The sequence below is a fragment of the Pyxidicoccus caerfyrddinensis genome (assembly GCF_010894405.1).
Taxonomy (GTDB): Bacteria; Myxococcota; Myxococcia; order Myxococcales; family Myxococcaceae; genus Myxococcus; species Myxococcus caerfyrddinensis.
The window spans coordinates 1-14,585 of record NZ_JAAIYA010000043.1; the positions used below are offsets into that span (position 1 = coordinate 1).

The window sequence follows — 14,585 nt, forward strand, 5'->3', positions numbered from 1 at the left end:
GGCTCGCCGTCGGGGCCGGAGGCTTGTCCATCGGCCCCGTCGATCACACTCCTCCGAGCCTGTCCAACCCATCCGCTAACCCCGCGTAACTACGGCACCCCGGTGTCAGGAAGATGCGATCGCCCTGGCCCTGACTCCGCGTGGAGTCGTTCAGGCGCGTAGCAACCGCGAGGGTGCTCAGGGCGTGGGCGTGGAGACGTCCGGCGGCGCGAGCAGCTGCTTCGCGGGGAGGGTGCGCTCCAGCTCCTCGGGGTGGAGGCGGAACCAGCGTGCGATGAGCATCACCTCCTGCGCCTCGTGTGCGCGCAGGCCGAGCGTCTCCGGCTCCGGGCGCTCGAAGATTTCGCGGGCTCGCGCCTCCAGGGCGTCGCGCTCCTCGGGCGTCTCGGGCGTGGCCTGCTCGGCTCGAACGCTGCCCCGGCGCACGACGTAGGTCTGGTCGTCGCCGCCGTGGCCGGGCACCGTGTAGACGAAGGAGAGCTGCTTGAGCGTGTGGCCCAGCTCGACAATCCAGCCGCGCATCAGCTCCAGCCGCTCCGCGCGGTCTCTCAGCTCAGCGGCGTACTCGAACTGGAGGCGGCGGGCGGCCAGGGCCATGCGCTCGCGCAGCAGGGTGAGCGGCGTGTCGGAGGTGCCCTCCAGGAAGGTCCGGGCCTGCGCGACGCGCGCGTGGTACTCCGCGTGGGTGCAGCCTCCCGCGCACGGAGCGAGGCAGCGCGAGAGCTGGCCGCGCATGCACAGCGGCTCCAGCTTCACGGGGAAGAGCTGGTACTGGTCCGCCAGCCGCATCGGTGTGTCGGAGGGACAGTCGCGCAGCTCCAGCAAGTCACTCACCGCGCGCACCACGTCGGAGATGGACGCGCGGCCGTGGAAGGGGCCGAAGTAGTCGCCGCTCTCGCCGGTGGCGCGGCCCACCACGCGCAGGCGGGGGACGGCTTCGCGCGTGAGGTGGATGAAGCAGTGGCCGCGGTCGCGCTTGTGCTCCACGTTGTAGAGCGGGCGCTGGGACTTGATGAGCCGGAACTCCTGCAGGAGCGCGGCGAACTCGCTGGCCGTGTAGTCCCACTCGATGCGGTGCGCGTGGGAGATGATCTCCGCCGCCTTCTCCCTGTCGTCCGCGCGGAAGTACGACAGGAGCCGCGTCCGCACCCGGACGGACTTGCCCACGTAGAGCAGCTCACCCGAGGGCCCCAGCATCCGGTAGACCCCGGGGCGGTTCTCGGCGTGCTCGCGGACGTGGGCGAGGAGTGATGCGACGCGGGAGTCCATGCGCGGAAAGGCAGGCCCACCACGATGCGGGCCGAACGCCCCACGGTACACCGCCCGCGTGGACCGTTGGCGGAGACGGCGGGGTTCGTGTCGGTGCACGGCCGGAGGGCGGGCGGCCCGGCTGTCCGACGGTTTGTGAAGTTTTGTCACGGCACTTGTCTCACTAACTTAACGGCGTTAAGTGTAGAGGCGTCGTTAACCCCCTGCCGCCCGCGGTCTCGCGCTTTCGCGCCTGGGGATTCGTCCGTCCCGCGCCCGCCGGTGCATGGAAGCAAAGGAGTCACCTTCATGGTTCGCGCCCCGTCGCCGACCCTCTCCGCCGCGCTGCTCGGCGGCTTCGCCGTCCTCCTCTCCGGCCTCTTGTCCACGGGCTGCTCCGGGTCGGCCTCCGCGGCCCCCACTCCCGCTGTCTCAGGCGAGGCGCCGGTGCGGGTGCGGCTCGCGCCCGTCGTCATGGAAGCGGTGGCCCGCCCCGTCCGCGCCAGTGGGACGCTGGCCGGCAAGCAGGAGGTGCGGCTGTCCACCAAGGTGGGCGGCGTGGTGCAGGCGGTGTCCGCCGACGAGGGACAGAAGGTGAAGCGCGGCCAGGTGCTCGCGGCGCTGGACCTGTCGGAGATTGGCCCGCTGGTGGCCCAGGCCCGCGAGGCGCGCGAGAAGGCGGCGCGAGACCTGGAGCGTGTGAAGGGACTCCACGCGCAACAGGTGGCCACGCTGGCGCAGCTCCAGGACGCCACCACCGGCTACGAAGTCGCGGACGCCGCGTGGCGCGCCGCGGCCTTCAACCAGCGGCAGGCCACGGTGCTGGCGCCGTCCGACGGCCGCATCCTCAAGCGCATGGTGGAGCCGGGGGAGGTGGTGTCTCCGGGCCAGCCGCTCTTCCTCTTCGCCAGCACCGACGGCGGCTGGGTGGTGCGCGTGGGGCTGGCGGACCGCGACGTGGTGCGCGTGAAGGAGGGCGACCCGGCCGAGGTGACGCTCGACGCGTACCCGGGCCGCACCTTCCACGCGCGCGTCAGCGAGGTGGCCAGTGCCGCCACTCCGGGCGTGGGCACCGCGGAGGTGGAGCTGGCGCTGGACGTGCGCCCATCCCCCGGCAGCGAGGCGCCGCGCCTGCTGTCCGGCCTGTCCGCCAAGGCGGTGGTGACGCCCTCCGAGCGGCAGGCGGTGCAGCTCGTTCCGGTGGAGGCGCTGCTGGAGGGAGACGGCGAGGTGGCCAGCGTCTTCACGCTCGACGGGGACGGCCGTACCGCGCGGAGGCAGCGCGTGCGGGTGGCCTTCCTCTCCGGCGCGGACGGCCGCGCGGCGCTCTCCGAGGGTCCGGGTGGGGACGCGCGCGTCATCACCGACGGCGTGGCCTTCCTTCGTGACGGGCAGGCGGTGGCGGTGGTGGAAGCGCCCTCCACGGGGCCCACGTCGCGCCGCTGACCTGCTCCCTCCCTTCCCAACCGCGAGACGCCCCATGAAGCTCTCCACCGCCGCCGTGAAGAACCCGCAGTTCACCCTCGTCGTGTTCGCCATGCTGGTGGCGCTCGGCGTCTCCAGCGCGCTGTCCATTCCGCGCGCGGAAGACCCGGTGTTCCCCATGCCGTCCTTCACCCTCGTCGCCGTCTACCCGGGCGCGAGCCCCAGGGACCTCGAGCAGCTCGTGGTGGACCCGCTGGAGGACGCCTTCGACGAGCTGGAGGACGTGAAGAAGGTGCGCAGCCAGATGGAGGACGGGCTGGCGCTCATCCACCTCGAGTTCGACGCCTCCGCCGACCCCGACGATAAGTACTCCGAGGTGCTGCGGCAGGTGAACGCCACGCGGCCGAAGCTGCCCGCGGACCTGGTGCGGCTGGAGGTGGAGCGCTACAGCGCGGCCAACGTGAGCGTCGTGCAATTGGCCCTGGTGGGCCCCAACGCTCCGGCGCGCGAGCTGGAGCGCCAGGCGGACGCGCTCGCCGAGCGCCTGTCCAACGTGACGGGCGTGAAGAAGGCCGAGGTGTTCGCGGTGCCGAAGCAGGAGGTGCGTGTGTCGCTCGACCAGGAGCGACTGACGCGGGCGGGCGTGCCGCTGTCGCAGGTGCTCCAGGCGCTGGGTGGGGCCAACCTCAACGTGCCGGCCGGCAGCGTGGACGTGGGCACCCGGCGCTTCAATGTGCAGACGAGCAGCGAGTTCAGCTCGTTGGAGCAGGTGCGCGCCACGGTGGTGGGCGGCGGCGCGCAGGGCGTGGTGCGCCTGGGCGACGTGGCCGACGTCTCCTTTCGAGACCAGGACGCGGTGCACCTGGGCCGCTTCAACGGCGAGCGCGCCGCCTTCGTCAGCGTCACCCAGAAGGAGGGGCAGAACGTCTTCGCGGTGCGCGACGCGACGCTGGCCGCCGCGCAGGAGTGGGCGAAGGAGCTGCCGCCCGGTCTGCGGTTGGAGACGGGGTTCGACCAGTCGGTCCAGGTGGGCCGGCGATTGGGCGGCTTCGCCACCGACTTCGCGCTGGCGCTGGCGCTGGTGTTGTTGACGCTGCTGCCGCTGGGCTTCCGCGCCAGCCTCATCGTCATGGTGTCCATCCCGCTGTCCCTGGCGCTCGGCCTGACGGCGCTGCACTTCGCCGGCTTCACGCTCAACCAGCTCTCCATTGTCGGCTTCGTGATTGCGCTGGGCCTGCTGGTGGACGACAGCATCGTGGTGGTGGAGAACATCGCCCGCTTCCTGCGCCAGGGCATGAGCCGCGCGCGCGCCGCGATTGAGGGCACGTCGCAGATTGGCCTCGCGGTGCTGGGCTGCACCGCCACGCTGGTGCTGGCCTTCGTGCCGCTGGTGTTCCTGCCGGGCACGTCCGGGCAGTTCATTCGCAGCCTGCCCATGGCGGTGGTGTTCACCATCCTCGCGTCGCTGCTGGTGTCGCTCACCGTGATTCCGCTGCTGGCCAGCCTCTTCCTCAAGGAGGATGCGCACCCGGAGGGCAACCGCGTGCTGCGCGCCTTCCACCACTTCATCGAGCGCAGCTACCGCCCGGTGCTGCACCGCGCGCTGGCCCGGCCGGTGCTGACGCTGGTGGTGGCGGTGGCGCTCTTCGCGGGCAGCCTCGCGCTGGTGCCGGTGGTGGGCTTCAGCCTCTTCCCCAAGGCGGGCACCCCCATGTTCCACGTGCTGGTGGAGGCGCCGGATGGCACCAGCCTCGCGGAGACGGACCGCGCGGTGCGCTTCGTGGAGGACGCCCTGCGCAAGAGGCCCGAGGTGTCCAGCGTGTCCGCCAACACCGGGCGCGGCCACCCGTCCGTCTACTACAACGTGCAGCCGGGCGCGGAGCGGCCCAACATCGGCGAGGTCTTCGCGCAGCTCCACGCGTACGACCCGGACACGACGCCCGCGCTGTTGGACGCGCTGCGCGCGGAGCTGGACGCGTACCCCGGGGTCCGCATCGAGGTGCGCGAGTTCGAGCAGGGGCCTCCCGTCGAAGCGCCGGTGGCCGTGCGGCTGGTCGGCCCGGAGTTGGAGCCGCTGCGCTCGCTGGCGGTGGATGTTCAGAAGGTGCTGGAGACGACGCCGGGCACCCTCTACGTGAAGAACCCCGTGCAGACGCGGCGCACGGACCTGGAGGTGGAGGTGGACCGCGAGAAGGCGGGCCTCGTGGGCGTGTCGGCGGCGGAGGTGGCTCGCACGGTGCGCTTCGGGCTGGCGGGGTTGAATGCGGGGACGTTCCGCGACGCCGACGGCGAGGACCATCCCATCCTCGTCCGGCTGCCGCTGGAGCCCGGCGCGTGGCCGGAGTTGGGCGCGCTGGAGCGCCTGCACGTCGCGGGCGTCACCGGCAACCTGGTGCCGCTGGGGCAGCTGGCCCGCGTGCGGCTGGAGGCCAGCCCCAGCCGGATTACGCACCGCGAGGGCGAGCGCACCGTCACCGTCACCGCCAGCGTGGCCACCGGCTACAACACCGACAACGTCACGCGCGCGGTGATGGCGCGGTTGGACCAGGAGCTGAAGCTGCCCTCGGGCTACCGCTGGGAGGTGGCCGGAGAGCTGGAGAGCCGGAAGGAGAGCTTCAGCGGCGTGTCCGCGGCGGCCATCATCGCGGCGTTCGGTGTGCTCGCGGTGCTGGTGCTGGAGTTCCGCACCTTCAAGAGCACCCTCATCGTCGCGTCGGTGATTCCGCTGGGGCTGGTGGGCGGCATCGTCGCGCTGTTCCTCACCGGCAACACGCTGTCCTTCACCGCCTCCATCGGCTTCATCGCGCTGGTGGGAATCGAAGTGAAGAACAGCATCCTGCTGGTGGACTTCACCAACCAGCTGCGCGCACGAGGCGTGGGCCTGGACGCAGCCATCGAGCAGGCGGGCGAGACGCGCTTCCTCCCCATCCTGCTCACCACCCTGACGGCCCTGGGCGGGCTGCTGCCGCTGGCGCTGGAGAACAGCAGCCTCTACTCGCCGCTGGCGTGGGTCATCATCGGCGGGCTCATCTCCTCCACGCTGCTCACCCGGGTGGTGACGCCGGTGGTGTACAAGCTGCTGGCTCCCGAGGTGGAGCCGGAGGGCGTGTCCACTGCCGGCGAGGGGACGGGCCCGGCGCTTCCCGGCGCACCCGCCGCGGCCGGAGGTGTGGCATGACGCGGGGGTGACAGACGCGACGTCACGGAAGGGCACCATGGGCATCAAGGAGCGGCGAGAGCGGGAGAAGCAGGCGACGCGGCAGCGCATCCTCGATGCCGCGCGCGAGCTCTTCGTCCATGAGGGCTACGAGGCGGTGACGATGCGGCGCGTCGCCGAGAAGATTGAGTACAGCCCCACCGCCATCTACGTGCACTTCAAGGACAAGGCCGCGCTCATCCGCGAGTTGTGCGCGCATGACTTCCTGCGCTTCGCCGAGGTGCTCAACAAGGTGGCCCGCGTGCAGGATCCGCTGGAGCGGCTGCGCAAGCTGTCCCGGGCCTATATCGCCTTCGCCCAGGAGCACCCCACCACCTACCGGCTCCTCTTCATGCAGCGCCACCCGCCGGAAATGGAGGACGCGGAAGACCGCAGCATCCAGCAGGGCAACCCGGAGCAGGACGCGTACGCCTTCCTCCAGAAGCAGGTGCAGGAGGCGCGCGACGCCGGCTGCTTCCGGCCCGAGTACCAGGACGTGGACCTCATCAGCCAGACGCTGTGGGGCGGCCTGCACGGCCTGGTGTCGCTCCACCTGGTGATGGAGAAGGACGAGTGGCTCACCCTCAAGCCGCTGGGCAAGTCCGCCGACCTGATGGTGGACCTGCTCCTGGGGGGCTTCGCGCGCCCCCCAGGAAACGGGACTACGCGGGCTCGATGAAGTTCAGCCGGTAGCCGTCCGGGTCGGTGACGACGACCTCGCGCGTGTGCCACGGCTGCACCACCGGGCCCTCCACGGAGGCACCTTGCGCCTGGGCGCGCAGGAGCAATTCGTCGAGACCGCTGGCGCCCTGGGCGCGGAAGCCCACCAGCACGCCCAGGCCCCGTCGCCCCTCCAGCTTCAGCATGGGAGGAGGGGTGACGAGGTAGAGGTCCACCGTCCCCGCCCACTGGAGGTGGACGAAGGGCGGCTCGGCGCCCACGCGCTCGAAGCCGAGAGCCTCGTAGAACGCCAGCGAGCGCGCGGCGTCCGAGACGAGCAGCTTGACGAACGACGGGTTCACTTCGTGAGGCCTTCGGCCTTCATCGCGGCCTGCACCGCGGGACGGCCCGCCACGTGCGCCATGTAGGCCTTGAGCGAGGGGAAGGCCTCCAGGTCCACCTTCACGTGGCTCGTCCAGTTCGTCACGGTGAAGAGGTACGCGTCCGCCACGGTGAAGAACTCGCCGAAGAGGTAGGGGCCCTTCTTCGACAGGATGTCGTCGACCAGCTTGAAGCGCGTCGCGAGCCGCTCCTTGTAGATCTTCTTCCCCTCGTCGGGGAACGCGGGGTTGAAGAGGGGGCTGAAGCTCTTGTGGAGCTCGGTGGAGATGAAGTTGAGCATCTCCTGGAGGCGGTAGCGCTCGATGGTGCCGTTGGCCGGGGCCAGCTTCTTCTCCGGCACCTTGTCCGCGATGTACTGGACGATGGCGGGCCCTTCCGTGAGGAGGCTGCCGTCGTCGAGCTGGAGGGCCGGGACATAGCCCTTGGGGTTGACGCCGAAGTAGTCCTCGCCGTGCTCGGTCTTCTTGGCGCGGATGTCGACCTTCTCCATGTCGAAGGAGAGACCGGCCTCACGCAGGACGATGTGCGGAGACATGGAACAGACACCCGGGGAGTAGAAGAGCTTCATGTGTGGAAACCTCGCGCCAGACGTTGGATGGCGCGGATTTCTGCACGCTTTCCATCCACCGCGCCATCGAATCGGCGAGTGTCCGCGCCTAGCTCTTGCGGTACGAGTCCGGGTCGATGCCCAGCCGCTCGGCCCAGCGGTAGACCTGACGGCGGTCCTTGCCGAAGAAGTCCGCCACCTGCGCCATGTTGCCCTCCAGGCGGGTGAGCACCGTGTGCAGCTCGTCCCGGCCGGGGGGCCTGTCGCGCGGCACCATCACCTCCAGCGGCATGGGGGCGGCGGGGGCCGCAGTGGTCGGGGTAGGGAAGACCCTGTCCCTCAGGCGCTCCATCAAGGGCGGTGGAAGGTGCTCGCGACGCAGGGGGCCAGGGCCCGCGCGCACCGCGGCGGCGGTCAGCACCTGCTCCAGTTCGCGCACGTTGTGGGGCCAGTCGTGGAGCAGCAGGGCCTCGGCCGCGTCGGCGGTGAGGACGGGCGGCTGGGGGGCGCGCGTGAGGAAGCGGCGGCCGAGCGCCAGCACGTCCTCCTTGCGCTCGCGCAGCGGCGGCACGCGCACCGTCCAGCCGGACAGGCGCGCGTAGAGGTCATCGCGGAAGCGGCCCTCGGCCACCATGCGGCCGAGGTCCCTGTGGGTGGCGGCGATGACGCGCACGTTGGCGTGGAGGGAGGCGGTGGCGCCCACGGGGCGCACCTCGCCGCGGGCCAGGGCGCGCAGCAGCTTGGGCTGGAGGTCCAGGGGCAGCTCGCCGACTTCGTCCAGGAAGAGGGTGCCGCCGTCGGCCGCGAGGAACAGGCCCTCGGAGCGCTTCTGCGCGCCGGTGAAGGCGCCGGCCGTGTGGCCGAACAGCTCGCTCTCCGCGAGCTGCGGGGAGATGGCCGCGCAGTTGAGGGGGATGAAGGAGCCCGCGCGGCCGCTGCGGCGGTGCAGCTCCTCGGCGACGAGCTCCTTGCCCGAGCCCGTCTCGCCCAGCACCAGCACGGGCATGGGCTGCGGGGCCACCAGCGCGACTTCCGCGCGCACGCGGCCGAGGCCCAGGCTGGGCCCGGGCAGTCCCTGCGACTCCGGCTCCAGCGGGGCGTAGGCCGGCAGCAGCACGTCCTCGTAGAGGAGCAGTGATGCGCCCACGCGCACCACGGCGCCGGGCTGGAGCGGCAGGCGTCCCTGCACCCGCCATCCGTCGAGGAAGGTGCCGTTGTGGCTGCCGGCGTCCTCCAGCGCGAAGCCGCGTGCGTCTGCGTCCCAGAGGACGCGCGCGTGCACCCGGCTCACCTCGCCGTCGGTCAGTCCCAGGGGGCCGAACACCTGGCAGCCGGCGCGGCCGATGACGTGCGGGCCCTCCGCGTCCAGCACCTGGAGCGCGCCGCGTGACTCGCCGTGCACCACGAGGAGGCGCCGCACCCGCGTGGTGCCGGCCACTTCCTCCGCCCCTCCGGTCAACGTCCTCTGGTCACTGCCGTTGCTCATCGCGGCTCCTGGCTGCTGCCAGTGAGCCTCCGGGTTTATCACGGCGGCGCGACACGCCAGACGATGGCTTCGGGCGACCGTCCGCCGGCTCACCGCGCGGGCGCGCACAGGCGCACGCCGAGTAGCGGGTCGCGGTGGCTGGCCTCGCTGAACTCGCGGTTGGGCACCATCGCGGACAGGGTGCCGAAGTACCAGCAGCCGCCCCGGTTCACCGGCTCCGGCGCGGGGCCATCCGAGACGGTCCACTCCCACACGTTGCCGGACAGGTCCTGCACGCCGAAGGGACTGTCCGACGCGGGGTGGCTGCCCACCATGTCCGGGCCGAAGCCTCCCGGCTGCCGGCCGTAGGTGACGTCGTGGTTGATGTCGTCCGGGGCGAGCACGTCCCCGTGCGGGTAGATGCGCGCGTCGGCGCCTCGCGCGGCGCGCTCCCACTCGAAGTCGGTGCAGGGCCGCGCGCCCGGCACCCGGCCGGTGGCGTCCAGCCAGGCGGCGTAGGCGCGCACGTCCTCCAGCGAGACACCGGACACGGGGAAGCGGCGCCAGTCCTGCTCCGCGCGCGTGGTGCGGGCGGAGTAGCGCACCGGCTCGCCCTCGCTCGCCACGTAGCGCGCGGTGGAGGGGGACAGGGTGAGCCGCCAGTGTCCGCGCGGGCCGCGCTCCAGTGCCACGCCGTTGAGGAGCTGCTGGAGCCTGGGCGCGCGGCGGGTGGCTTCCTCCGCGGGCAGCGTGTCGAGGAAGGCGGTCCACTCGCCGAAGGTCGTCTCGTGACGGGCGATGAGGTACGCGTCCGTCCGCACCGGGCGCAGCGGCCAGGCGTGCAGGAAGTAGCGGCGCAGTCCCTCGTCCCCGGCGTGTCCGGACAGGAACTTCCCGGGCGGGATGTAGACGAAGCCTTCCGGCACTGTCTTCGTGAGCGGCAGTGTCAGCGTCACCTGCTCCGCGCTTTCGGCTTCCAGCAGCAGGGGCAGTCGCACCGGCGCGTGGCCTTCCGCCTCCAGCACCAGCACCACGGAGCCCGGGGCGAGCTTCGCGTCCTTCAGCGGAGTGCGTCCGAGCTCGCCTTCGTCTCGCGCTTCCTTCCGGCCGCCGACGTCCACATAGCGCACCACGCGCACGCGGGCTCCCGTGGGCGTGGAGGTGATGTCCACGCGCGCAGGGGCTTCCTGTCGGGCGCGGTGATGGCCCTCCGGGTCGACTTCCGCGAGCAGGGCTCGCAGCGGCGCTGCTTCCGACGGGCGGTGCGTGGCGAGGACGAAGCGCAGGCGCTCCACCGTCAGCGCTGCGAGCTGCTCTCGCGCGGCCGCGTCTTCGGGGGCTACTTCGCGCACTCGCTCCAGGGCTCGCTGGGCCTGCGCTCCGGCCGCATCCGCGTCGGCCACCTTCGTCAGGGCCGTGGCCCAGAGCGTCTCGCCTCCCTGTTCGTCGAAAGCGTCGAAGCGGGCAAAGGCCGCCTGACGCGCGGCGAGGGCCTCGGTGCGCCGGGCCGCGGACTCGGCCACGGTCTTCTCCGCCACGCCGTGCAGCACCGCGAGCGAGTGTGCCTGATCGTAGCGCGCCTTGCCCCATGGCAGCAGGGCCACCAGCAGCAGCGTGACGGCACCGGCGCCCAGGGCCCAACGGGTGCGCAGACGCTGTCGTCGCGCGGCGAGCGAGGCTTCGAGGAAGGTCGCTTCCCTCGTGCCGAGTCGCTCGCGTGGCAGGTCCTCTGCTTCCGCCAGGGCCTTCGCGCCCCAGAGGGCCTCGGTGGGCTGGCCCAGTCGCACCCACTCGGTGGCGGCGCGCTCCAGCCGGGCCACCGCGAGCCGGACCTCCGCGTCGCCCTCGCGCCAGGCGCGCAGCGTGTCCCAGCCTCGCAGCAACGCCTCGTGGGCCAGCGTGTACGCGCCGCCGGCCTCCGCATCGAGCGCGGTGACGAGACGGCCTCGCACCAGGGCCTCCAGTGCGGCGCGTGTCGCGGGCTCGCTGGCCCCGAGCGCGTCGGCGGTGCGCGGTGCTCGGGTGCCGTCCGGGGTGATGAGGGAGAGCAACACCCGACGCGCCGCCACGCGCTGCGCGGGAGTGAGCGAGGCCAGCACCGCGTCTGCATGCCGCGCCAGCGCGCCTTCCACTCCGCCCATGTCATCGAGCGCGGAGGCCGTGAGGAGGCGCCGGCCCGTGTCCCTCCGCTCCCACAGTTGCGCGAGCGTGAACTGGAGCAGCGGCAGCGTCCCTTCGCCGTGCAGCGCTGGAGTGGTGAGCGCTTCCACCAGTGCTTCGGACTCGAACGCGTGGGCGTGCGCGCGCGCCGGACCTTCGATGGCTTCTCTCACGCCTACGGCGGACAGCGGCGGCAGCGGGAAGATGGCGCGTCCGGCCGCCTCGCCCAGCCCGGGAAGCGTGAGGGCCTGTCCGAGGAAGTCGCTGCGCACGGTGGCCAGCAGTCGCACGCCCGGCGCATCCAGGCAGAGCGCGGCGAGCGCTCGCGCCATGGCATGTGCCTCCTCCATGGGCGCGAGGGTGAAGAGCTCCTCCATCGGGTCCACGCACACGAGCACGCCCGAACTGCGGGTGCGGGCGCGCAGTGTGCGAGCGACTCCGTCCGGTGCTTCGCGTAGTCCGGTCTCCAGCTCTGCCTCTGGCAGGCCCAGCACCGGCGCGAGCGCGGCGACGAGCGCGGCCAGGGGCGTGCGGCCCGGCGACAGTGTCACCATCGTGGGCATGGTGCCCAGGGCTCCGGCGGCGAGCGCGGGAAGCACTCCCGCGCGGCACAGCGATGACTTGCCCACGCCGGACGCGGCGGCCACGAGGACGAAGGACTCCGAGCGCAGCCGGTCCAGCACGGCGCGCACCTCCGGGCCCCGGCCGAAGAAGAGGCCACGGTGCTCCGCTTCGAAGGGCAGGAGCCCCCGGTACGGATTGCCCGCGGGCAGGACTTCGGGGCCCGGACGCCAGGCCAGGGCCTCCAGGGCTTCGCGCAGCGCATCTCCGTTCGGATAGCGGCGGGACGCGTCGCGGCGCAGGCAGCGGTCCACCACCTCGGCCAGTCGTGGGTCCACGCCCGGGGCGTGCGCGGCGAGCGGTGGAGCGTCCTCGCGCTGGAGTCGCACGGGCAGCTCCGCCAGGGCGGCGTCGGCGAAGGGGACTGCTCCCGAGGCCAGCTCGTAGAGGATGACGCCCAGGCCGTACACGTCCGTGCGTGGCGTGGCGGGCTCTCCGCGCCAGGACTCCGGGGCCATGTAGAGGGGCGTGCCGAGGATGGCTCCCTGCCGCGTGCGTGCACCGTCGGCGACGCTGGCTGTGGAGTCCGGGCCCGTGGCCACCCGGGGCCGAGCCTCGGAGGGCAGCGTCTCCGTACCCACGGAGGGCAGGGGAACGGGACGTACGGGCACCGCATCAGCGACTTCGGCGGCGGGCTCCGCGAGCGCAACGTCGCGCCCGGACAGGCCGCTGGGCTCGCGCACCGTGCCCATCACGGGCCTGGCAACACCCCCACCATCGAGCAGCTTGGCGAGCCCGAAGTCGAGCAGCTTGACGGTGCCATCCTCCGTCAGCAGCGCGTTCGCCGGCTTGAGGTCGCGGTGCAGCACTCCGCGCCGGTGCGCCGCCGCCAGTCCTCGCGCCAGGTCGATGGCCAGCTCCAGGACGCGCTCGGAGGGCAGGGGGCGCGGCAGCGTGTGCAGCGGCTCGCCGCGCAGGTACTCCGAGACCAGGTACGGCCGGCCCTCCACCGTGCCCGCGCGGAACAGCGAGACGACGTTGGGATGCTGGAGCCGCGCCACCGCCCGCGCCTCCGTGATGAAGCGCTCACGGGCCTCGGGTGACGGCCGCGCGGCGGCGATGAACTTCACCGCCACCGGCCGGCCGAGCAGCGTGTCCTCGGCCAGCCACACCCGGCCCATGGCGCCCTCTCCCAGCGGGCGCACCAGCCGGTACTCGTCGAAGGTCTCCGGTGGGAGCCAGGTGTCGTCCGGCGGCTGCGGGCTGGAGTCGGCGGGGTCCATCATCGAGGCGTGCCCCGAAGTGGACCCCGTTTCCGCGTCCGCCGCCAGTCTCCGCCGGTCAGCGCCCCTCACTCCTTGGGTGGGAAGAGGTTCTGGGCGGACTCGTTGAAGAGGGGCGTCCGGTCGTCCTTCTTCAGTGCTTCCTCCGGGTTCTCGCAGTAGCGGGGCACCCGCTCGACACCGGTGGGCGTCTGGAGGTGGTCGAAGAGGTTGGGGCAGCCCTCGTAGAAGACGTCGTCCGGCGCATTCGACCAGCGCTTCACGTGCAGGCACGTGGCGCCCCACGGCATCCAGCCCGCCTCGAAGAAGTGGCCCTGCTGGGGGACGTCATGGGTCTGGATGCCGGCCGTGTCCCAGAGATTGATGGGCGTGTTGGGCTGCGTCCACGACTGGCCATTGCCGCAGTAGTCCGCGCGCGCCATGCGGGTGCACGTCTGGTGGAGCATCGCCGCCGACAAGCCGGTGCCCTGGGCCGAGGGTTCGTCCCACGGGCGGTAGCCCCAGCGGTAGCACTTGGTGATGACGCCCCGGCCACACGAGAACGTGAACAGGCGCGCGTCCTCGTTGCGGCTGGCGCGCTCGTCCCACCAGCCCGTGACGGGAATGGCCACCGGCAGCCCCTCGCCGCCATCCTGCGCGTCCACGTCGGCACCGCACAGCGGCTCCCACTGGCCGTCGGCCCGCGGCTCCTGCACGAAGTAGCGGTAGGTGGTGCCGGTGCCGTAGAGGCCTGGGTGGACGTAGTCCTGGCCGAGCTCGTCGTACACGGCCGCGATGCGCATGGAGATGACGCTCCCATCCGTCCTGATGGCTTCCACCGGCGCTCCCGCCAGCGCCAGTCCCGTCTGCACGACGTTGAAGTACGGCGCGGCCGTGGTGGTGTCCTCCGCCTCCACCGTGGACTTCAGCGGCTGGTGGCTCCAGTACGGAGCGATGAGCACGGAGAAGATGCCCGTGGACGGACAGGTGAACGTCACGTGCGCGGCACGGGTGCCACAGGCGTCATCGTTCGAGGCCAGCTTCGCCGTCGACGCGTACTCGCACGGCGCCGAGCCCCGGCACACGCGCAGCATCGTGTCCTCCGCGCCCGACACGCCACAGGCCCCCGTGGCGAGTGAGATGCTCGCCCCCGGAGCGCACCGCCACTGGCCGCCGGACTTCCAGCCACAGCCGCGCGTCTCCCCGTAGGTCGGCGTGGCGCAGGCGCCGAGGCTCGGCGTGGTGCCCGACAGCACGCTGCGCTGGACCTGGAGCGTGCCCTCGACGACGACGCCCGTGTCCACGACCGAGCCCGTGCCGCCCGCGATGCTGCGCAGCGAGAAGCCCTTGATGACCGGCCCGCTGATGCTCCCGTCCGGGCCGGGCTCGTAGCTGCTTCGCAGGAAGCCGGAGCGCAGGTTGCCCTGCCGCTCGTAGCCCTGGGCCGTGACAGTTCCGCCTCCTGCCTCCGGGATGCCTTCCAGCACCTGCTCGGGCAGCCCCGAGGTTTCACCGGGCAGCGACAGCTCCGAAGTGGGCTCTCCACACGCGCACGCGGCCAGGGCCACCACCAGGGCCTGGCTTCGCAACGAAAATCTCAAGGACAGACCCGCGTTCATGACGCTCCTCTTGGGATGACGCCGCACGGAAGGGACACCG

At 72.0% G+C, this 14,585-nt stretch carries 9 protein-coding genes; 3 read left to right on the plus strand and 6 right to left on the minus strand.

Annotated elements, in window-relative coordinates; translation table 11 throughout:
- Positions 1-177 precede the first annotated feature (177 nt).
- A complete protein-coding gene (locus G4D86_RS49450; RefSeq protein WP_164002684.1) occupies positions 178-1,269 on the minus strand; it encodes a UvrB/UvrC motif-containing protein in 1,092 nt (363 codons plus the stop codon).
- A gap of 288 nt (positions 1,270-1,557) precedes the next feature.
- On the opposite strand from G4D86_RS49450, the gene G4D86_RS49455 reads away from it, so the two are divergent.
- Genes G4D86_RS49455 through G4D86_RS49465 form a run of 3 tightly spaced genes read left to right on the plus strand, consistent with a single transcriptional unit; the run spans position 1,558 to position 6,548 of the window.
- The gene (locus G4D86_RS49455; RefSeq protein WP_164002685.1) at positions 1,558-2,694 is read left to right on the plus strand and encodes an efflux RND transporter periplasmic adaptor subunit; all 1,137 of its coding nucleotides are present in this window, start codon (positions 1,558-1,560) and stop codon (positions 2,692-2,694) included.
- Positions 2,695-2,728: 34 nt separating this feature from the next.
- On the plus strand, positions 2,729-5,851 hold the full coding sequence (locus G4D86_RS49460; protein ID WP_164002686.1) for an efflux RND transporter permease subunit: 3,123 nt from the start codon (positions 2,729-2,731) through the stop codon (positions 5,849-5,851).
- A 37-nt stretch (positions 5,852-5,888) separates the two neighbouring features.
- Positions 5,889-6,548 carry a TetR/AcrR family transcriptional regulator gene (locus G4D86_RS49465; protein WP_164002687.1) on the plus strand — a complete coding sequence of 220 codons (660 nt, stop codon included), beginning with the start codon at positions 5,889-5,891 and terminating at the stop codon, positions 6,546-6,548.
- On the opposite strand, the gene G4D86_RS49470 is transcribed toward G4D86_RS49465, so the two are convergent.
- From G4D86_RS49470 to G4D86_RS49490, 5 genes are all read right to left on the minus strand, one after another.
- The gene (locus G4D86_RS49470) at positions 6,532-6,891 is read right to left on the minus strand and encodes a VOC family protein (RefSeq protein ID WP_164002688.1); all 360 of its coding nucleotides are present in this window, start codon (positions 6,889-6,891) and stop codon (positions 6,532-6,534) included. The two genes, G4D86_RS49465 and G4D86_RS49470, sit on opposite strands and share 17 nt — an antisense overlap.
- A complete protein-coding gene (gene gstA / locus G4D86_RS49475; RefSeq protein ID WP_164002689.1) occupies positions 6,888-7,499 on the minus strand; it encodes a glutathione transferase GstA in 612 nt (203 codons plus the stop codon). The genes G4D86_RS49470 and gstA overlap by 4 nt, the downstream gene beginning before the upstream one ends.
- 88 nt (positions 7,500-7,587) lie before the next feature.
- On the minus strand, positions 7,588-8,964 hold the full coding sequence (locus G4D86_RS49480) for a sigma 54-interacting transcriptional regulator (RefSeq protein ID WP_164002690.1): 1,377 nt from the start codon (positions 8,962-8,964) through the stop codon (positions 7,588-7,590).
- Between the two features lie 89 nt (positions 8,965-9,053).
- Positions 9,054-12,950: a bifunctional serine/threonine-protein kinase/formylglycine-generating enzyme family protein gene (locus tag G4D86_RS49485; RefSeq protein ID WP_164002691.1), complete on the minus strand. Its 3,897-nt coding sequence runs from the start codon at positions 12,948-12,950 to the stop codon at positions 9,054-9,056.
- A gap of 65 nt (positions 12,951-13,015) precedes the next feature.
- Complete coding sequence (locus G4D86_RS49490) at positions 13,016-14,545, minus strand: ADYC domain-containing protein (RefSeq protein WP_164002692.1); 1,530 nt, start codon at positions 14,543-14,545, stop codon at positions 13,016-13,018.
- Positions 14,546-14,585 lie beyond the last annotated feature (40 nt).